The sequence below is a fragment of the Ruegeria sp. AA6 genome, assembly GCF_056542865.1.
On record NZ_JBQGAN010000042.1, the window covers coordinates 1 to 18692 of the forward strand.

Annotated in this window: 18 protein-coding genes; 9 read left to right on the forward strand and 9 right to left on the reverse strand. The window is 58.2% G+C overall.

Features of this window, described 5'->3' with window-relative positions; genetic code table 11:
- The first annotated feature begins 65 nt into the window (after nucleotides 1–65).
- From ACR0LN_RS22780 to ACR0LN_RS22790, 3 genes are all read left to right on the forward strand, one after another.
- The gene (locus ACR0LN_RS22780; protein ID WP_480432959.1) at nucleotides 66–989 is read left to right on the forward strand and encodes a DUF4917 family protein; all 924 of its coding nucleotides are present in this window, start codon (nucleotides 66–68) and stop codon (nucleotides 987–989) included.
- A gap of 193 nt (nucleotides 990–1182) precedes the next feature.
- Nucleotides 1183–1389: a cold-shock protein gene (locus ACR0LN_RS22785; RefSeq protein ID WP_480432961.1), complete on the forward strand. Its 207-nt coding sequence runs from the start codon at nucleotides 1183–1185 to the stop codon at nucleotides 1387–1389.
- 190 nt (nucleotides 1390–1579) lie between these two features.
- Nucleotides 1580–2143, forward strand: a complete 564-nt coding sequence (locus ACR0LN_RS22790) for a L,D-transpeptidase (protein ID WP_480432963.1) — start codon at nucleotides 1580–1582, stop codon at nucleotides 2141–2143.
- Nucleotides 2144–2151: 8 nt separating this feature from the next.
- Here ACR0LN_RS22790 and ACR0LN_RS22795 read toward each other — a convergent pair whose 3' ends face one another.
- Nucleotides 2152–2766: an SOS response-associated peptidase gene (locus ACR0LN_RS22795; RefSeq protein ID WP_480432965.1), complete on the reverse strand. Its 615-nt coding sequence runs from the start codon at nucleotides 2764–2766 to the stop codon at nucleotides 2152–2154.
- A gap of 3 nt (nucleotides 2767–2769) precedes the next feature.
- A complete protein-coding gene (locus ACR0LN_RS22800) occupies nucleotides 2770–3435 on the reverse strand; it encodes an arylesterase (RefSeq protein WP_480432967.1) in 666 nt (221 codons plus the stop codon).
- Between the two features lie 26 nt (nucleotides 3436–3461).
- Between ACR0LN_RS22800 and ACR0LN_RS22805 the strand changes: the two genes are divergently transcribed.
- Together ACR0LN_RS22805 and ACR0LN_RS22810 are read left to right on the forward strand one after the other, a co-directional pair.
- Nucleotides 3462–4157: an ABC transporter ATP-binding protein gene (locus ACR0LN_RS22805; protein ID WP_480432968.1), complete on the forward strand. Its 696-nt coding sequence runs from the start codon at nucleotides 3462–3464 to the stop codon at nucleotides 4155–4157.
- Entirely contained in the window at nucleotides 4154–6682 is a 2529-nt protein-coding gene (locus ACR0LN_RS22810) for an ABC transporter permease (RefSeq protein WP_480432970.1), read from the forward strand. The genes ACR0LN_RS22805 and ACR0LN_RS22810 overlap by 4 nt, the downstream gene beginning before the upstream one ends.
- On the opposite strand, the gene ACR0LN_RS22815 is transcribed toward ACR0LN_RS22810, so the two are convergent.
- On the reverse strand, nucleotides 6679–7125 hold the full coding sequence (locus ACR0LN_RS22815; protein ID WP_480432972.1) for an RrF2 family transcriptional regulator: 447 nt from the start codon (nucleotides 7123–7125) through the stop codon (nucleotides 6679–6681). The two genes, ACR0LN_RS22810 and ACR0LN_RS22815, sit on opposite strands and share 4 nt — an antisense overlap.
- A gap of 94 nt (nucleotides 7126–7219) precedes the next feature.
- Here ACR0LN_RS22815 and ACR0LN_RS22820 point away from each other — a divergent pair, with 94 nt between their 5' ends.
- Nucleotides 7220–7789 carry a gamma-glutamylcyclotransferase family protein gene (locus ACR0LN_RS22820; RefSeq protein ID WP_480432973.1) on the forward strand — a complete coding sequence of 190 codons (570 nt, stop codon included), beginning with the start codon at nucleotides 7220–7222 and terminating at the stop codon, nucleotides 7787–7789.
- Nucleotides 7790–7873: 84 nt separating this feature from the next.
- On the opposite strand, the gene gltX is transcribed toward ACR0LN_RS22820, so the two are convergent.
- Together gltX and ACR0LN_RS22830 are read right to left on the reverse strand one after the other, a co-directional pair.
- Entirely contained in the window at nucleotides 7874–9199 is a 1326-nt protein-coding gene (gltX, locus tag ACR0LN_RS22825; RefSeq protein ID WP_480432975.1) for a glutamate--tRNA ligase, read from the reverse strand.
- A 60-nt stretch (nucleotides 9200–9259) separates the two neighbouring features.
- Nucleotides 9260–9694 (reverse strand): DUF1801 domain-containing protein, encoded by a 435-nt coding sequence (locus tag ACR0LN_RS22830; protein WP_480432977.1) that lies wholly within the window; start codon nucleotides 9692–9694, stop codon nucleotides 9260–9262.
- A 117-nt stretch (nucleotides 9695–9811) separates the two neighbouring features.
- On the opposite strand from ACR0LN_RS22830, the gene ACR0LN_RS22835 reads away from it, so the two are divergent.
- The gene (locus tag ACR0LN_RS22835; RefSeq protein WP_480432978.1) at nucleotides 9812–10744 is read left to right on the forward strand and encodes an MBL fold metallo-hydrolase; all 933 of its coding nucleotides are present in this window, start codon (nucleotides 9812–9814) and stop codon (nucleotides 10742–10744) included.
- Nucleotides 10745–10748: 4 nt separating this feature from the next.
- Here ACR0LN_RS22835 and ACR0LN_RS22840 read toward each other — a convergent pair whose 3' ends face one another.
- From ACR0LN_RS22840 to ACR0LN_RS22850, 3 genes are all read right to left on the reverse strand, one after another.
- Nucleotides 10749–12077, reverse strand: coding sequence for an NAD(P)/FAD-dependent oxidoreductase (locus tag ACR0LN_RS22840; RefSeq protein ID WP_480432980.1), 1329 nt, complete (start codon nucleotides 12075–12077; stop codon nucleotides 10749–10751).
- Between the two features lie 159 nt (nucleotides 12078–12236).
- Nucleotides 12237–12521 carry a hypothetical protein gene (locus ACR0LN_RS22845; protein ID WP_480432982.1) on the reverse strand — a complete coding sequence of 95 codons (285 nt, stop codon included), beginning with the start codon at nucleotides 12519–12521 and terminating at the stop codon, nucleotides 12237–12239.
- A 286-nt stretch (nucleotides 12522–12807) separates the two neighbouring features.
- Nucleotides 12808–14466 (reverse strand): NAD+ synthase, encoded by a 1659-nt coding sequence (locus ACR0LN_RS22850; RefSeq protein ID WP_480432983.1) that lies wholly within the window; start codon nucleotides 14464–14466, stop codon nucleotides 12808–12810.
- Nucleotides 14467–14612: 146 nt separating this feature from the next.
- Here ACR0LN_RS22850 and ACR0LN_RS22855 point away from each other — a divergent pair, with 146 nt between their 5' ends.
- Nucleotides 14613–16070 carry a 2-isopropylmalate synthase gene (locus ACR0LN_RS22855; RefSeq protein WP_480432985.1) on the forward strand — a complete coding sequence of 486 codons (1458 nt, stop codon included), beginning with the start codon at nucleotides 14613–14615 and terminating at the stop codon, nucleotides 16068–16070.
- A 10-nt stretch (nucleotides 16071–16080) separates the two neighbouring features.
- On the opposite strand, the gene ACR0LN_RS22860 is transcribed toward ACR0LN_RS22855, so the two are convergent.
- The gene (locus ACR0LN_RS22860; RefSeq protein WP_480432986.1) at nucleotides 16081–16746 is read right to left on the reverse strand and encodes an SDR family NAD(P)-dependent oxidoreductase; all 666 of its coding nucleotides are present in this window, start codon (nucleotides 16744–16746) and stop codon (nucleotides 16081–16083) included.
- A gap of 285 nt (nucleotides 16747–17031) precedes the next feature.
- Between ACR0LN_RS22860 and ACR0LN_RS22865 the strand changes: the two genes are divergently transcribed.
- On the forward strand, nucleotides 17032–18606 hold the full coding sequence (locus ACR0LN_RS22865) for a 2-isopropylmalate synthase (protein ID WP_480432988.1): 1575 nt from the start codon (nucleotides 17032–17034) through the stop codon (nucleotides 18604–18606).
- The last annotated feature ends 86 nt before the right edge of the window (nucleotides 18607–18692 follow it).

Consider the following 18692-nt stretch of genomic DNA (forward strand, 5'->3'; position numbering starts at 1 on the left):
CGCCCGCCAGCGCCTGAAACCATCGTCCCGATGGATCACACGCCGATGATGCACTAACAATCAATTTGGACCAGTCAGATGAGGCTGCTCATGACAACGTTCTTGATGAAGAACAAAAACAACTGATCTGCAACTGTCTGGATGATAATCTGATTGAAGGCGATCTAAAAGCCCCAACATCGGAAGATCAACTGGAGAATCTCCAGAAAATTCTCGATGCCTGCGATATGATCAAAACATTTGAGACCAGAGATGGCGCCCCGGAACTGGGATGGTTAAGTGACCACGGGAAACGCTTTCCTATCGCAATTCGAAAGTACTTTCACCACGCTGCGGGTCAGTTCCATAATTCGAACAAACGACTACCACCCGCATTTGCCAGCCAACTTCGTGGATTTGTGCGGTCGGATCGCCCGCACATTGCGACACTGAACTATGATGACCTTCTCTATGAGTGCTTCACTGAAACGGATGTCTTCCGGGAGCACATGCTGAGAGATGGATTTTTCGGTGACTTCGATATTGAACGGCATAGGCAATTTCACGATCCAACAAATGAAGGATGGTTCTTACACCTGCACGGCTCTCCGCTTTTTGTTAATCGCAACGGTTCACCACGAAAAATCATGCGCTCTCAACTATCTAATTATGTTGGCAATAATAGCGTACATCTAGTGCTCACCAACGCAAAATCTAAACCAGCGGTAATATCCAACTCACAAATATTGACTGAATACTGGAGAGAACTGACCAAGATTCTCGCAAAACCAATGCATGTGACGCTGTTCGGCTACGGAGGCGGCGATTTGCATCTCAACGAGCTTTTGGCGAACACAAATGATGCAACCGAGGTTCGGGTAGTGTGTCGATCAGGAAGCAGAACACAGGAGCAAGCAGAGCAGTTTTGGCGTGAAACACTGTCTCCAAAACCGGAAGATAAAATCTCTGTCGAACAGGTTCACAGTTTAACCGACTTTAGTAATTGGTAGCTATAGAGGTCTGAACACGGCTATGTCGTGAAACTCCACCCTTGCCACATCCCCACCCCGATGCCATATCCAAGGGGCTAACGTTTTTCTATTTCGACCTACTGTCTCCTTTTACGGCGCTCAGTCACTCGATCCAGACTACGACGCCAGGCTGCCGCATCCACGTGGGCAGCACCAAACAGGAGACACGGATATGCCCGCAGGCACCGTAAAATGGTTCAACACCACCAAAGGCTACGGCTTTATTGCACCCGAAGATGGCGGCAAAGACATCTTCGTACACATCTCGGCTGTCGAGCGTTCGGGCCTGACCGGTCTGGCCGACAACCAGAAAGTCACATACGAGCTGCGCTCTGGTCGTGACGGTCGCGAAAGCGCGTCGGACATTCAGCTAGCGTAAGCCACTGAAAGGGCCAAGCATTCCTTGGCCCTTTTCTTTCCCGCGCCCCGAAACCGCGCCCAAGCCCGGCCCAAAAGTGTGGCCCGGCGATAACATCAAACTTTTGTTATATCTGCCCAGCGATTGACCAAATCGGCTATCATTCCGACATTAGAGTTAAGTTTTTACTGTTTCGTTGAAGAGAGCTGCCATGTTCACGCGCCGTACATTCCTGACCGCAACCGCCGCCGCCGCCAGCCTTGCGCCCGGCGTTGCGTTGGCAAAGAAAAAAACTGTCGAATACGATCCCACGCCGCAATTCGTGCGGGTCAAGAAAGAGTTCCAGCCGGGCCAGCTGCTGGTCGTGCCCCGGTCCTTCTACCTTTATTATGTGACCGAGCCGCGCAAGGCGATCCGCTATGGCTGCGGTGTCGGCAAGGCCGGGCTTGAGTTCACTGGAACCGCCACCATCGACGTCAAGAAAGAATGGCCGACCTGGCGTCCAACCGATGAGATGATCGAGCGCGAGCCGATCACCTACTCCCGTTTCAAGGACAATGACTATGTCCAACCCGGTGGCAACGATAACCCGCTGGGTGCACGGGCGCTGTATCTGTTCCAGAACGGTGTCGATACCTATTTCCGTATTCACGGGACCACGCAGCCGCAAACCATCGGGCATGCGGCGTCAAACGGGTGCATCCGAATGCTGAACGCGCATGTGATCGACCTGTATGAACGGGTACCAATCGGCACAGTCGTGACCGTGGTCTGATTGGCCAGTCAGGGCGCGGACCAGTCCACGTCTGTTGCCTCTTCGATATGCAGCAATCCGTCGGGCCACGGCTGCGTCAGCCTTTTGGCCTGATCTTCCGAACCGTTTAGCCACGTGTCGACGTCTGAAGGGTTCAACAGAACGCCCATCCTGTGATGTATGTGTTTCACGTCGCCATTGGGCTCACACGTGACAGTGGCAAACTGATCCACCTGCAAACCGCCCGGTGCTTGCCAGGTGTCGGTGATCGCGGCGAAGCACAGCGGGGCTCCGTCAGCGGATGAGATGCGCCACGCAGTCTTGTTGCGTTTTTTTCCTGTCCATTCATACCGCCCGTCCACGGGAACAACCGCGCGTCCGACGCCCTCAAAAGCTGTTTTGTCGAACACAGTCTCGGATCGGGCGTTGATGATGGTCTCCATCACCGGACGGCCGCGTGCGTTCACCCGACCGACAGGGATCATCCCCCAGCGCATCGGCACCAGCCGGGCTTGGGTCAGGACCAGCATCTCTTGCCCCGGCTGGATGTTTCGCCGAGGAGGTTGTTCAGGCATGTCTCGTGAAACACCAAACAAGTCAGCGATTTCAAAGATGGGTCGCGTCAGAAAGAACCGCCCCGGCATGTCTTACTCCTGCTTTGCGACCTCATCGACCAGTTCCAGAACCTTTGGCCCCAAAGCCCCGACAATAAGCGAGACACCTTTGGCATTGGGGTGAATGCCATCCGGCTGCATGAAGGCCGCGACCGCATTCGGGTCGTCATCGGTCGTCAGTCCTTCGAAGAAGCTTTTCGCATAAAGAGTCTCATACTGCTGCGCCAATTCGGGATAGATGGCATCAAAGGCGGCTTTATAATCGGCCCCGTAATTGCCCGGTGCCTGCATCCCGATTAGCAGAACGTTAACCCCCGAAGAATCCGCCGTCCGGACAATCGCTTCCAGATTGGCACGCGATACCGCCGGGTCGATCCCCCGCAAAAGATCATTGCCGCCCAGCGCCACGATCAAACCGTCCACATCCGGCGTCAGCGTCCAGTCCACCCGCGCAGCACCGCCCGCCGTGGTGTCGCCCGACACACCCGCATTGATCAGACGCACATCCGCGCCTTGCTCTTGCAGCCACCGCCCCAACTGCGGCACAAAGCCATCCTGCTCGGGCAAGCCATAGCCCTGCGTCAGCGAGTCCCCCAAAGCAGCGATCACCACCTGCTCTGCTGTGGCCGCAAAGCCGCAGCAGATAAACAGCACCGACATCAAAGCCTTGCGTAAAATCAGAACCGCTCCATATCCCAACTGAATACCCTCGTTTGGAAAGACCTATGACGACACCTGTTCTTTCACTCCAAAATGCCGCTTTGTCGCTGGATGGCAATGCCGGGCGAGTGAATATCCTGCACGACATTACTCTGACAGTAACCAAAGGCGAAACGCTGGGGCTGGTCGGCCCGTCCGGCTCGGGCAAATCCTCGTTGCTGATGCTGATGGGCGGGTTAGAGCAGGCAACAGCGGGTGAGATTGCTGCTTTGGGCCAGAATCTTACGGATTTGGACGAATACACGCTGGCCCGGTTCAGGCGTGACACGATGGGCGTGGTGTTTCAGAATTTCCATTTGATCCCGACAATGACCGCACTGGAAAACGTGGCCACGCCGCTGGAACTGGCCGGGCACCGCGATGCGTTTGACCGGGCTGAGGCCGAATTGGACGCGGTCGGCCTTTCGCATCGCCGGGATCACTATCCGGCGCAATTGTCTGGTGGTGAGCAGCAGCGCGTTGCACTGGCGCGGGCCTCGGCCCCGCGACCTCAGATCCTGCTGGCGGACGAACCCACAGGGAATCTGGACGAAGCAACCGGGGCGGCCATCGTAGACCTGTTGTTTGACCTGCGCGACCGGCATGGCGCAACGCTGGTTCTGGTGACGCATAGCCACAGTCTGGCCCGCAAATGCGATCGGGTGGTGCGGTTGCGCGATGGGACGATCGCAGACGACATACAGCAAGAGGCAGCGGAATGAGCCTACGGCTGGCCGGGCGTCTGGCACGCCGGGAACTGCGTGGCGGCGTGCGCGGTTTTCGTGTTTTCATCGCGTGTCTTGCGCTGGGTGTGGCAGCTATTGCCGCCGTCGGGTCCGTTCGTCAGGCCATTCAGACTGGACTGACCCAGGAAGGCGCGGCCTTGCTGGGCGGAGATGCCCAGTTGGAATTCACTTACCGTTTCGCCAGTGATGACGAACGCGAGTGGATGCAAAAGGCCGCGACAGATGTGTCCGAAGTGGTCGATTTTCGCTCGATGGCAGTTGTGCGGGACGGCGATGAAACCCAACGCGCGCTGACACAAGTGAAGGCCGTGGATACAGCATACCCATTGCTGGGAACGCCTCAGTTGGAACCTGAGCAATCTTTGTCAACTGCGTTGGATGGCCAGCAGGGCCTGCCGGGTGCAGTTATGGACCCCGTACTTATGGATCGTATGGGCCTGTCCGTCGGAGACAATTTTAGCCTTGGAGCGCAGGACTTTGTCCTGACGGCTGCCCTCATCCACGAACCCGATGGGGCCGCCGATGGATTTGCGCTGGGGCCGCGCACTCTGGTCCGCACAAAGGACCTGCTGGATTCGGGTCTGCTGGCGCCGGGGACGTTGTTTTCGACCAAGTACCGGCTGAACTTGCCGCCGGACACCGATCTCGCCAAACTGTCCGAAACCGCACGGCAAAGTTTCGACGGTACTGGCATGCGTTGGACCGATGCCCGCAATGGTGCGCCGGGGATCGCGGAATTTGTTGCACGCCTCAGCGCGTTTCTGGTTCTGGTCGGCCTGTCCGGTCTAGCTGTTGGCGGTATTGGCGTGTCGGCTGCGGTTCGTGCTTACTTGGCGCAAAAGACGGAAACCATCGCTACATTGCGGACTCTGGGAGCAGACCGGGCAACGATTTTTCAAACCTACATGATCCAGGTTGGGATTCTGTCGGGGATCGGCATTGCTCTGGGCATTGCCTTGGGCGGTCTGCTACCGCTGCTTTTGGCCCCGTTGATCGAGGCGCAACTACCTGTCCCGGCGGTCTTTTCCCTCTATCCCCGTCCTCTGGCCGAGGCCGCGCTGTATGGTGCCCTAACCGCATTTCTATTTACCTTATGGCCCCTTGCCCGCACCGAAGAGGTCCGCGCCGCGACACTGTTCCGTGATGCGTTGTCCTCGGCCCGTTCCTTTCCGCGCGCGGTGTTCATCGTGGCAACGGGCATTGGACTGGCCACATTGATCGCGTCAGCGGCGTGGTTCAGCGGCTCGGCCCGCTTAACGCTCTGGACCAGCGGGGGGCTGGTTGGCGCGCTTCTGCTCCTTGCGCTGTCCGCCCTTGCGGTCCGCAAGCTGGCCCGTGCCAGCGCCAAATCGGCGCGCGGCCGCCCGGCCTTGCGTTGGGCCTTGTCGGCCATTTCGGATCCGCGTGAAGGAGCGGCTTCGGTCGTCTTGTCACTTGGCCTTGGGTTGTCCGTTCTGGCCGCAGTCGGTCAAATCGACGGAACATTACGCAACGCGATATCCGGCAACCTGCCGGACGTGGCACCATCGTACTTCTTTGTCGACATCCAGAAAGACCAGATGCCCGGCTTTACCCGACGACTGGAATCCGACCCCGCCGTAAGCCGCATCGAAAGCGCCCCAATGCTGCGCGGTATCATCACGCAGATCAACGGCCAGCCCGCCCGCGAGGTGGCCGGGGATCACTGGGTTCTGGACGGTGACCGAGGGGTGACCTATTCCGCCAAACTGCCCGAAAACGCGCGCATCACGGCGGGCGAATGGTGGGCCGAGGACTACTCGGGCACGCCACAAGTCAGCTTCTCAGCCGAAGAAGCCGAAGAAATGGGCCTCGCCTTGGGCGACGAATTGACGGTGAACATTCTGGGACGCGACATCAGTGCCGAAATCACGTCCCTGCGCGAGGTCGACTTTTCGACTGCAGGTATGGGGTTCATCATGTCGATGAACCCGTCGGCTCTGGCCGGAGCTCCTCACAGTTTCATCGCCACTGTCTATGCCGAAGAGCAGGCCGAGGCCGCCATTCTGCGCGATTTGGCCGGGCAATTCCCGAACATCACCGCCATCCGCGTGCGCGACGCGATTGATCGTGTCTCGGGCCTGCTGGCCGGCCTTGCGGCGGCGACCTCCTACGGTGCCGGCGTTTCCCTGCTAACTGGCTTTCTTGTTCTGATCGGGGCCGGCGCAGCCGGAGAAACCGCACGCCGCTATGAATCCGCAATCCTCAAAACGCTGGGTGCAGACCGTCGCCGCATCCTTCTGAGCTTTGCGCTAAGGTCGATCCTTCTGGGCGCAGCGGCAGGCTGCGTCGCTCTGATGACAGGTATCTTGGGAGGTTGGGCCGTGGCCACATACATCTTCGATACCGGCTTTTCGGTTATCTGGACCTCGGCCCTGGGAATCGTGCTTGCTGGAATCCTCGTGACTTTGGGCGCAGGTCTTGCGTTTGCCTTACGCCCGCTCGCCGTGCGCCCGGCCCGGATCCTGCGCGCCGCCGATTAGCGGACGCAGGCCACCGGTTGCAAAATTTGTAAAAGCCGATCGTTGTCGCAGACCAACGCGTCCAGCGTGATTTCGTCCAGCGAGGCATAGAACACCTCAGCCGCGTCGCGCAGAGCCACGCGCAAACGGCACGCATCCGTCAATGGGCAGGTGTTGTCCGCATCAGCAAAGCATTCAGCAATCGGCAAATTGCCTTCGACATGGCGAAAGACGGACCCGATGCGGATCTGATCTGCCGGGCGCGCCAGCGACATACCACCATTGCGGCCCCGCTGGGTGCTCAGGTAATTCAGCTGACTCAGCTGATTGATCACCTGCGCCAAGTGGTTTTCCGAGATATTGCAAACATCTGCGATCTCGGCCTTTGTCACCAACCGATCCTGATGAGCGGCGCAATACATCAACAGGCGCACCGCTATGTTTGTCCGTTTGGTAATCCGCATGATGGCCTCCCAAATTTCAAGATGCAGTCTTATTGCATGTCTGAAAAAAAAGCTGTTTGACATACATCAATCGCTTGAAAAGGACATGGACCCCATGGCTGACCCCTATTTCTTTGGCTATGGCAGCCTTGTGAACCTCTCGACCCATGATTTCCCCGATCCTCACCCGGCCCGGCTGAAAGGTTGGCGGCGCGCCTGGCGGCACACCGATTTACGCCCGGTGGCCTTTCTGACTGCGGTGCCCGACCGCGATTGCGAGATCGATGGCATGATCGCCCATGTCCCCAAAAACGACTGGGCAGCGCTGGATGAACGGGAATGGGCTTATGACCGTGTCGCGGCAACACACGCGATTACGCATCCTCTGACCCACGAGGTCGAAATCGCTGTCTATGCAGTGCCTCATGGCAGACACACCGAACCCAACAACCGCCACCCTTTGCTACTGAGTTATATCGACGTGGTCGTACAAGGGTATCTGCGCGCCTTTGGCGAAGAAGGCGCAGATCGGTTCTTCGAAACGACAGAAGGGTGGGACGCCCCGATCCTGAACGATCGCGCCGAGCCGCGCTACCCACGCCACCAACAGCTGAAGCCAGCCGAGACCGGCTTCGTTGACGATCGCTTGCAACGACTTGCTGCCAAAATCGTTCAACCCGCCTAAAACAAAGGGGCAGAAGCACAGCCCCACCCCTTCATCTTTTCCCAAATATTCTCGCCGAAGGCGCGCGCCGCAAGGCGCGTTCCCTCAACCGCGCGCGCGGATGACTTGTAGCAGCGGCAACAGCGCCGCCATTTCCGGCCCCCGCTCCATGCCAGTCAGCGCCTTGCGCAGCGGCATGAACAAGCCCTTACCCTTGCGTCCCGTGGCCTCTTTCACAGCTTTGGTCCAGTTGCCCCAAGTCTCGCCATCAAACGGGCCTTCGGGCAGCAAAGCGACGGCCTCAGCGATGAACTCACGATCTTCATCTGCAATCAGAGGCTCAGCCCCATCGCGGCACAGCTCCCACCAACCTTTGAGGTCACCCAAAGTGGTGATGTTTTCACGCGCCATCGCCCAAAATGGCTCGGCCAACTCGTTTGGAACACCCACCTCCGCCACGGCAGCTGAAACGTCAGCCAGAGGCAGCGACTGCAGGTGTTTGGCGGTCAGTGGGAACAGGTCCTGCACATCGAACTTGGTCGGAGCCGCGCCGAAACGGTTCACATCGAACCCCTCGATCAGTTCAGCTATGTCCGAGCGCAGTTCGACCGGATCAGACGACCCAAGACGTGCCATCAGGCTCAGCAGCGCCATTGGCTGCACGCCCTGTTCGCGTAAGTCGCGCAAGGCCAGCGTACCCAGACGTTTCGACAATGCCTCACCCTGCGGACCGGTCAGCAGTGAATGATGTGCGAAGCGTGGGCAGTTCCCACCCAGCGCCTCGATGATCTGAATCTGGGTTGCGGTGTTGGTCACGTGGTCCGAGCCGCGCACAACGTCCGTCACACCCATCTCAGTGTCATCCACCACCGAGGCAATCGTATAAAGAACCTGACCGTCGCCGCGGATCAGCACCGGATCAGAGACTGAGGCCGCATCAATCGAGATGTCGCCCAGAATGCCATCTGTCCATTCGATCCGCTCGTGATCCAGCTTGAACCGCCAGACGCCATTGCCACGCTCGGCACGCAGAGCCTCTTTCTCGGCATCCGACAGGTTCAGAGCTGCGCGGTCATAGACCGGCGGCTTACCCATATTCAGTTGCTTCTTACGCTTTAGGTCCAACTCGGTCGGCGTCTCAAAAGCCTCATAGAAGCGGCCCATTTCGCGCAGTTTGTCGGCGGCTTCGGCATAGCGGTCCAGACGGTCCGATTGGCGCTCGACCCGGTCCCAGTGCAGACCCAGCCAGTCCAGATCCTGCTTGATGGCATCGACATATTCTTCTTTCGACCGCTCGGGATCGGTATCGTCGATGCGCAGAATGAACGTGCCGCCAGCCTTGCGGGCGATCAGATAGTTCATCAGGGCGGTACGCAGGTTGCCCACATGGATGTAACCGGTGGGCGACGGGGCAAAACGGGTGGTGGTCATGGAGTTCTCCTGTTGGCGCGGCTCATGTCACAGGATGGACGTTTTGTCCAGCAGAGCCGTTCAGGTCGGTTCGACCGGCCAGAGCAGATCAAGATCCTCAAGCCCGGCGCGGATCAGTTCGGCCAGAACCTCCAGATCAATATCCGCCAGCTTGTTCACATAGAGACAGGATTTACCGAGCTTGTGCTTACCCAGACGGGACAGGATATCGCCGAAATCCGCGTAGCCGGGCATGATATAGATCGAAAACACCGCCTTGCGCGGGGAAAACCCGGTGGCCAGAAAATCGCCCTCTCGCCCCGATTTATAGCGATAGTGATACCGACCATAACCAACCATCGACGCGCCCCACATGACCGGTTCAAACCCCGTCGTCGCACGAAAAAGCGCATCGAGCGTTCGCGCATCCTTGGCCTTTCCGGGTGGCTGTACCCCCGACAGAAAGCTCTCGACACTCTGGCCCGTTGGAACTGTCTTGTTCTCAGATCGTGGCATAAACAAAAATTAACACGCATTGTTCATCCACGCAGCCCATATCTATGCGGAATAAACTGGCAAGAGACTCGCACCGAACTAATTCATTCCAAAGGTGTTCTGACAGGGAGAACCACAATGACCATCAAACTCACACGCCGCGCGGCACTGGGTTCCGCGGCAGCTTTGCCATTTGCCGCAGCCGCAACACCGCTATTGGCCGCAGGAACCGAAACCAAGGCGAACTCCACGATTGCCAAATCGTTCTCATTGGGCGACTTCACTGTCACCACGTTGCTGGATGGCAGCGCACCGCGCGACGACGTCAAAGAGATGTTTGGCAGCGACGTGCCGGATGAGGAGTTTGCTCGGGTCTCGGACGAGAATTTTATTTCACCGACGAATGCGCAGCTGGCCTTCACGCCGACGCTGGTCAACACCGGGACGGAACTTGTATTGTTCGACACTGGCCTTGGTCAGGGTGGGACTCAGGCTGCGCTGGCAGACGCGGGGGTCAGCCCTGACCAGATCAATGTTGTTGTCATCACCCATATGCACCCTGACCATATCGGCGGCATGACCACAAACGACGCGCCGACGTTCCCCAACGCACGCTATGTTACCGCCCCGTCCGAATATGATTTCTGGGCCGCGCAAGAGGCCGGCAACCGGGTCGGCGATATCGTTGGTGCAAAGGTCACTCCGCAGGCCGAAAAAATGACCTTCATTGAAGACGGTGGCGCGGTGGCCTCGGGTATCACCGCTGTATCAGCCTTTGGTCATACGCCGGGCCACACAGTGTATCATCTGGAGAGCAACGGCCAGCGATTGGTTCTGACCGCAGATTTGGCCAATCACTATGTCTGGTCGTTCGCCCACCCCGAATGGGGATTCAAGTTTGACATGGACAAAGAAGCCGCCACCGCGTCGCGCCGCAACGTGCTTGGAATGCTGGCCGCAGACAAGGTGCCGATGGTTGGCTATCACATGCCGTTCCCGGCGGCAGGTTTCGTCGAGACCCGCGGAGACGGCTTCCGTTTTGTCCCGGTCAGCTATCAGATGATGGGCTGAGCTTTCAGTATCCGGGGTCCGGCCGTACCTTTGAGCCATCCGTGAAACGGGACAGGCGAAATGCGGCCGGATCGACGCAAGGCGTGGTTTCCGCAACGAGGTCTGCCATCAGACGGCCCGCTGCTGGGCCGATGCCGAACCCATGGCCGGAAAACCCCGTGGCAATATACATACCCGCCATACTCTCAACCCCCGAGATCACAGGCACCGCGTCTGGCGTCACATCAATCATGCCTGCCCAGCTTTGAACGATCTCGGCGTGCTCTAGCACCGGAAAACCTTTGCGAGCCTGCGCCCAGGATCGTCGCAGCGCCTTGGCCGAGGGTTCGGGGTCCAGAATACGGCACTGTTCGAACGGTGTCACATCAGTGGGCAACCAGCTCTGATCCTGCTGCGCTTCAATGCGCCAGCGATTGGACAGCCGAAAACGCAGGGATCGCCATTCCTGAGCAAACGCGGGCAGGAAACGTCGGGCCAGCCGAAGACTGTCAGGCACAATATCAACCGTGTTTTCATGACCGCACGCGATGGTATAGCCCCCATCCGCGCGTTTGCGTATGGCGAATTCATTCGCCCAAAGCGCGGCCTCTGGCCCCTCAACCGGAGACGTGCGAAGGACTGTGTTCAGAACCTTCAACTGCGGCAGATCAATTCCTGCATTCCCGGCGAATAAACGCGACCACGCACCCCCGGCCAGCACGACGTAGTTGCACGCCACCCGACCTCGCTCTGTGAAGACCCCTGTGATACGACTGCTCTCGGCATCGACACTGCGAACGGCGCAATTGGTCATTAAAACAACGCCTCTTTCCCGCGCCGCTTCGGCAATCGCAGACGCGGCCCATTGCGGTTCAGCTCGTCCGTCCTGCGGCATGTAAAGGGCGCACTCAAAGCTCGTGTGGTTGCCGGGCAACAAAGCGTTCAGTTCAGCCCCGGTTACCAGTTTTGCACCGGCCTGAAACCCGTCCACATGGCGCAGCCAGCGTTTCAGATAACCACTGCTGCGCTTGCCCGAGGCACCAAACAAAATGCCTGAACGGGTGTATCCGGTCTGACGCCCGATACGTTGATCCATGCCCTGCCACAGGTTCAACGCCTCGACCATAAGCGGAATTTCCCGAGGGTCGCGCATACCTAGGCGTACCCATCCCCAATTTCGAGAGCTTTGTTCGCCCGCGATCTGTCCCTTTTCACAAAGAAGAACAGAGGCACCGCGCTCAGATAATTCCAAGGCCGTCGATGCCCCGATGATGCCGCCACCGATGACAACGACATCAACAGATTTCGGCAAGTTCAAATCGGGCTCAACGGGAGTTGGTTTGGGGCCGGGCATCTACCGCTCATACTTCACGTCTTAGAACGCTATGAAGGCGCGGGGCTGGCGCTTTGGCAACATGCGTTATTTGGCAAAGCGTACGTTTTTCTCAGCTGTGGCCAGCACGCAAAAAGCGGCGCGAAAACTCGCACCGCTTTAATCCAAAACAGACACGTCTCAGGCTGCGCCGCGCAATTCGGCCCACTTTTGGCGCAATGTCGCTGCAAGCCCCGTGTCCTGTGGCCGGGTCACTTCATCGATTTCTTTTTGCTCAGTCAGTTTGGGGAAGATCGCTTGAGCCTCTTCCAGCCCTACCGCAGGCTCAGGCTCTTCCCGCTCTTCTTCCTGCAAAAGATCGGCAATCGCAGAATCGAGCTTGGTTTCATCCAGAACACAGCCCGCTGACTCCATTGACTTGTATTTCAGCGGCGGGTGGAGAGGTTTGTCATATTCCTCGTACATCGTAACACCAAATCGTTAACTCAGACATTTAACCACTTGCGCGTCACATACGTGGTTTCGGCACCTGACCACCTGCCTGACAACCAACTCAAATGTGGCGCGCCGCCCCATGTGGGGCATCAACTAAGCTAAAATGTGGCAAAAAAATGTCGCTTTTTCAAGGCGTCAGTTGATCGCCGGCGCAAAAATTAACGCACAGTTAACAAGGCGGAAACGATAATTGAAAATCGATAACACTAACCCAAAGTGAGAAACGCGAGGGCAGCGCGGACGAATCCAGTCTGCGTCAACCGCGATCTCGCCAACGGTTCACGATCGGGTATCTGCGATCCAACCAGAACGCCCGACTGGTCAGGCGCGTTCCGGGGGCGGACTGAAAGCGTTTGTATTCGCTGATATAGATCAGATGTTCTACCCGCCGCGCATCAGCTTCATCAAAACCAGCGGTGACACAATCGGCAATCGATCCATCCTGATCGACCAGAATATCCAGAATCGCATCCAAAACCGGGTAATCCGGCAGGCTGTCACTGTCTTTCTGATCTTCGCGCAGTTCGGCGCTGGGGGGCTTGTCGATGACGGACGGGCGGATCACTTCGCCCTCGGGGCCCATCATCCAGTCGCGGTGATTGGCATTGCGCCAGCGGCAGGTCTCGAACACTCGTGTCTTATACAAATCCTTGATCGGGTTGTAGCCGCCATTCATATCGCCATAAATGGTAGCATAGCCCACTGCGACTTCGGATTTGTTGCCGGTTGTCAGCAACATTTCGCCAAACTTGTTCGAGATCGCCATCAACAGCAAACCGCGCAGGCGGGACTGGATGTTCTCTTCGGTCAGGTCAGCCTCTCGCCCGTCGAACAACCGCGCCAGAGTTTCGGTCACCGCAGTCCGGCTGCCCGAGATCGGCACATAGTCATAGTGAACGCCCAGCGCCTTGGCCACGGCCTCGGCGTCGTCCCGTGAACCCTGGCTGGTGTATTCCGACGGCAGCATCACACAGCGCACGTTCTCGGCCCCGATGGCATCGACCGCAATAGTAGCGACCAACGCGGAATCAACCCCGCCCGACAGACCCAGCAGAGCCTTTTTAAAACCGGTCTTTCCCATGTAGTCGCGCAGCGATTGCACCATCGCGCGATAATCCTGCTCCCAATCGTCCGGTTGGGGCACGATCTCGGCGGGCGCGATACGCCAACCGTCATCACCGCGCTCCAGATCAACGTGGCTCACAGCCTCATCAAAAACCGGCATCCGAAAAGCCAGTTCCCCGCCCGGATTCAGACCAAACGTGGCCCCGTCGAACACCTGATCGTCCTGACCGCCGACCATGTTCAGATAGATCAGCGGCAGGCCCGTCTCGACCACACGGGCGACCATGTGGTTCAGGCGCACATCGTATTTGTTGCGGAAATAGGGCGAGCCGTTGGGGATCAGCAGGAACTCGGCTCCGGTCTCTTCAAGCGTTTCGGCCACATCAGGGTGCCAGCTATCCTCGCAGATGGGGCTGCCGATGCGCGTATTGCCAACCGAGTAAGGCCCGCCCAATGGCCCGGCATCATATAGGCGCACCTCGTCGAAAACGGTCTCGTTGGGCAGGTGGTGCTTCAACGCCTTGCTGCTGACTCGACCGCCTTTCAGGATCAGGTAAGCGTTGTATAAACGACCGCCTTCGACCCACGGTCCACCGATCGCAACCGCCGGACCATCAGCACACAGCGCCGCCAGATCTTCAATCTTGGTCATGGCCGCCTGATGAAACGCCGGTTTCATCACCAGATCCTGCGTGTTGTAGCCGGTGATGAACATCTCGGGGAACGCCACCAGATCGGCACCGGCATCGCGCGCCTGCTGCCACACAGTCAATGCCTTACCGGCATTACCTTCAATATCCCCCACAGTGGGGTTGAGTTGCGCAAGCGTGATGCGGAAACGGTCGGCCATTGTGCCCTCTTGCCCTCGTCAGTCTTAATGCCATTTAGCAGATCGTTGCGCGAGTGAAAGGCAAATGCGGCAAAACCCGTTGCCCTACCCCCAAGGGTACCGTAGTTTTGCGCCAAAAGATGAATTCCGGGCAGGCAGGACTGAACATGAACGCTTTCCGCATTTCCATAGCCGCTTCAGCAATGGCTCTTATCGCTGCAGGTGCCGCCGCGCAAAGTGGCGATGTAATTGTGGCCGATGACGAAGTTGGCGGCGTGTACGAGGGTACGTTCGAAAACGGCCTGCGGCACGGGACGGGAACCTATCGCCTGCCAGATGGTTTCGAATACGAGGGCGAATGGTTCGAGGGTGAAATTCAGGGCAAAGGCGTTGCGCGCTATGCCAATGGCTCGGTCTATCAAGGCGATTTTGTCAAAGGCCAACCCGAAGGGCGAGGAAAAATCATTTATCCCGATGGCGGCACCTATGACGGCGAATGGTCCGGAGGCACTATAAACGGCCAGGGCGTGGTGAGCTACGCAAACGGCGCACAGTATGAAGGTGGTTTTCGGAACGCGCTGCATCACGGCAAGGGCATGCTAACCGACCCCAGCGGGTACAGCTATGACGGTGATTGGGTTGACGGCGTCAAACAAGGCGAAGGCAAGATCACCTATACCAAAGGCGGCGTGTACGAAGGCGACATTCTGGACGGCCAACGTCACGGGCAAGGGACCCACACATCCCCGGACGGCCAGGTATATACTGGTGCATGGGTCAACGATCAGGCCACCGGCAAGGGCCGGTTACTGCAGGCAAATGGTGACCTGTACGAAGGCGACCTGATGAACTGGCGCCGTCAGGGGCAAGGCAAGGCCACCTATGCCAACGGCGCGACGTATCAGGGGGAATACTCCGACGACCGCCGCCACGGCAAAGGGCGTTTTCTGGGCACCGATGGGTTCGACTATACCGGCGAGTGGCAGGACGGCCAGATCGAAGGCTTTGGCGAACTGACCTACCCCGATGGCTCGACCTATATCGGCGATTTCAGCGCCGACTTACCACACGGCAAAGGTATGCATACGTTCTCTGACGGGATCATATACGACGGAGAGTGGATTGCCGGAGTATTCGAAGGCAACGGCAAAGCGACTTACCCAAACGGTGTCGTCTACACCGGGCAGTTCCAAAACGGGGTCAGCCACGGCACTGGTGTTCTTACATTTGCCAATGGCTACCGCTATGAAGGGGGATGGGCCGAAGGGGTTCGACAAGGTAAGGGCAAAGCCAAATTTCCCGACGGCACAGTCTATGAAGGTGATTTTGTGAATGGCCAGCGTCAGGGCAAAGGAACCATCACAATGCCAAGCGGCTACACCTACACCGGTGATTGGGTCGCGGGTAAGATCAGCGGAAACGGTATTGCAACTTTCGCGACCGGCGATGTTTATGAAGGCGGATTCCTGGACAACAAGCGCCATGGGGATGGCACAATGCGCTATGCCAATGGCGAAGAGGAGTCCGGTGTCTGGGAAAACGACGCTCTTGCAACGCCAGACCAAACAGAGCCAGAAGCGGCACCCGAAACCACCCCAGCCGAAACCGGCAGTTCAGACGGCTGAGTTAAGCCGTCTACCAAGGCACGGGTTTTCCCGCCCAATCATAAAATCCGCCCGTATCTTGCTGGGTCAGTCGCTGCATTACAGACAGCAAATTTGCTGCGGCGGAATCCGGCGCGACCGCCGGGTGACGGCCAAGGTATTTCAGGGTGAACTCTGTTTTGACGGTGCCGGGATGCAGGGCTACGCAGATCGCATGTTTGTGCGTTCGGGCCAGCTCAATCGCCCCGGTATGCACGATCTGATTAACGGCCGCCTTGGATGCGCGATAACTGACCCACCCTCCCAATCGGTTATCCCCAATCGAACCGACCCGCGCCGAAAGCACCGCAAAAACGGCGCGACGGTCACGAGGTAAAAGGCGTGCGGCATGGCGCAGTATCAATGCCGGGCCAACCGCATTCAATGCGAACTGATCCATCATCGCCTGCGCCGAGAGAGTGCGCAGAGTCTTTTCAGGGTCGGCCCCGTTGATCTCCAACGCGCCAGAGGCAACAAATATCAGATCGAAAGGACCCGAAATCTCATCCAGCGTCCGATTGGTCTTTTCAGGGTCGGTCAAATCAAACCCGTCTTTTGAACGGGACAAGGCGGTCACAACCGTCCCTTGCCCTGTCAAACGCTGACAAACCGCCTGACCGATCCCCCCCGATGCCCCAATGATCAATGCTGTTTCCATTATCAGCCACCTAGCCGTCCGCACCGCAGGATCAAGATAGAGGGGAAAGATAGTTCGCAGCTTAAGTTAGGCGATAAATGGGTCTTTTCATTCCGCGCTGGCGCTGTATAAACTCGGCCCATGATCAACCGCGCAGATATCCCTTTTGCGGACACCGCCCTTCGCGGTGCGTCGCTGCGTGGCCTACTGATCCTAATCCGCCTCTGAGCGTGCCATCCGGCGCGCCCGCTCAGAGGAGGACGCCCGCGCGCCAATGGCTTTAGGACAGACAAGAAAGAGATTCCCATGACCAACGTGACCGACCAAGACCGCGTCTTGATCTTTGACACCACTTTGCGCGACGGCGAGCAAAGCCCCGGCGCCACCATGACCCATGACGAAAAGCTCGAGATAGCCGAGCTGCTGGACGAAATGGGCGTCGACATTATCGAAGCCGGTTTCCCCATCGCCTCCGAAGGTGACTTCAAGGCCGTGTCCGAGATCGCCCAACGGTCGAAAAACAGCCGCATCTGCGGTCTGGCCCGTGCCAACTTCGCCGATATCGACCGCTGTTGGGAGGCGGTGAAGCACGCCGAACAGAACCGGATTCACACCTTCATCGGCACCTCTCCGCTGCATCGCGCCATTCCGAACCTGACCCAGGACGAAATGGCCGAGAAAATCCACGAGACGGTCAGCCACGCGCGCAACTTGTGCGAAAACGTGCAATGGTCACCGATGGACGCGACCAGGACGGAATGGGACTACCTGTGCCGCGTGATCGAGATTGCAATCAAGGCCGGCGCGACCACGATCAACATTCCCGATACGGTTGGCTATACCGCACCGCTGGAATCCGCAGACTTGATCAAACGCCTGATCGAAACGGTGCCGGGTGCAGGTGAGGTGGTCTTCGCCACCCATTGCCACAACGACCTTGGCATGGCGACAGCGAACTCTCTGGCCGCCGTGGCCGGTGGTGCACGTCAGATCGAATGCACAATCAACGGGTTGGGAGAACGCGCGGGGAATACGGCATTGGAAGAGGTCGTGATGGCGCTGCGCACCCGTAACGACATCATGCCATGGAAAACGGGCATCGACACAACCAAGATCATGCACATCTCGCGCCGTGTTGCGACGGTGTCAGGCTTCAACGTGCAGTTCAACAAAGCCATCGTCGGTAAGAACGCGTTCGCGCACGAAAGTGGTATTCACCAGGACGGCATGCTGAAGAACCGCGAAAACTTCGAGATCATGCGCCCCGAGGATATCGGCTTGTCCGGGACCTCTTTACCGTTGGGCAAACACTCTGGCCGGGCGGCGCTGCGCGACAAGCTGGAAACGCTGGGCTATGAGGTGGGCGACAACCAGCTCAAGGATATCTTCGTGCGGTTCAAGGATTTGGCCGACCGCAAGAAAGAAGTCTTCGATGATGACATCATCGCACTGATGACGCTGGATGATGATGAGGCCAACGATCACCTGCAGCTGGTGTCAATGAAGGTCACCTGTGGCACCGGCGGTCAGGCGGAATCGACGGTCGAGCTGGAAGTGGACGGCAAAGACGTCATCGCGACCGAGCACGGCGACGGCCCCGTGGACGCGACATTCAAAGCGATCCGCGTGCTTCACCCAAACCAAGCACGTCTGCAACTCTATCAGGTACATGCTGTGACCGAAGGCACTGACGCGCAGGCCACTGTGTCGGTGCGACTGGAAGAGGACGGCATGATTGCCACAGGTCAATCGGCCAACACAGATACGGTCGTGGCCTCAGCCAAGGCCTATATCCATGCCTTGAACCGTTTGATCGTGCGCCGCGAAAAAACTGGCCCGGGCGCTGATGCGCGTGAGATCAGCTACAAAGACCTGACCTAAAGGCGGCAAGCAAAGGCTCCCGCACCCGCGGCGGCCCGGCTTCGCCGAACCTTCTTGGGTTTTGGGCCCGGCAGCGTGCCTGCGGC

Coding starts and splice junctions, on each gene's coding strand:
- ACR0LN_RS22785 (WP_480432961.1), top strand. CDS start 1,183: ATGCCCGCAGGCACCGTAAAATGGTTCAACACCACCAAAGGCTACGGC.
- ACR0LN_RS22790 (WP_480432963.1), top strand. CDS start 1,580: ATGTTCACGCGCCGTACATTCCTGACCGCAACCGCCGCCGCCGCCAGC.
- ACR0LN_RS22795 (WP_480432965.1), bottom strand. CDS start 2,766: ATGCCGGGGCGGTTCTTTCTGACGCGACCCATCTTTGAAATCGCTGAC.
- ACR0LN_RS22805 (WP_480432968.1), top strand. CDS start 3,462: ATGACGACACCTGTTCTTTCACTCCAAAATGCCGCTTTGTCGCTGGAT.
- ACR0LN_RS22810 (WP_480432970.1), top strand. CDS start 4,154: ATGAGCCTACGGCTGGCCGGGCGTCTGGCACGCCGGGAACTGCGTGGC.
- ACR0LN_RS22815 (WP_480432972.1), bottom strand. CDS start 7,125: ATGCGGATTACCAAACGGACAAACATAGCGGTGCGCCTGTTGATGTAT.
- ACR0LN_RS22820 (WP_480432973.1), top strand. CDS start 7,220: ATGGCTGACCCCTATTTCTTTGGCTATGGCAGCCTTGTGAACCTCTCG.
- gltX (WP_480432975.1), bottom strand. CDS start 9,199: ATGACCACCACCCGTTTTGCCCCGTCGCCCACCGGTTACATCCATGTG.
- ACR0LN_RS22830 (WP_480432977.1), bottom strand. CDS start 9,694: ATGCCACGATCTGAGAACAAGACAGTTCCAACGGGCCAGAGTGTCGAG.
- ACR0LN_RS22835 (WP_480432978.1), top strand. CDS start 9,812: ATGACCATCAAACTCACACGCCGCGCGGCACTGGGTTCCGCGGCAGCT.
- ACR0LN_RS22840 (WP_480432980.1), bottom strand. CDS start 12,077: ATGCCCGGCCCCAAACCAACTCCCGTTGAGCCCGATTTGAACTTGCCG.
- ACR0LN_RS22845 (WP_480432982.1), bottom strand. CDS start 12,521: ATGTACGAGGAATATGACAAACCTCTCCACCCGCCGCTGAAATACAAG.
- ACR0LN_RS22850 (WP_480432983.1), bottom strand. CDS start 14,466: ATGGCCGACCGTTTCCGCATCACGCTTGCGCAACTCAACCCCACTGTG.
- ACR0LN_RS22855 (WP_480432985.1), top strand. CDS start 14,613: ATGAACGCTTTCCGCATTTCCATAGCCGCTTCAGCAATGGCTCTTATC.
- ACR0LN_RS22860 (WP_480432986.1), bottom strand. CDS start 16,746: ATGGAAACAGCATTGATCATTGGGGCATCGGGGGGGATCGGTCAGGCG.
- ACR0LN_RS22865 (WP_480432988.1), top strand. CDS start 17,032: ATGACCAACGTGACCGACCAAGACCGCGTCTTGATCTTTGACACCACT.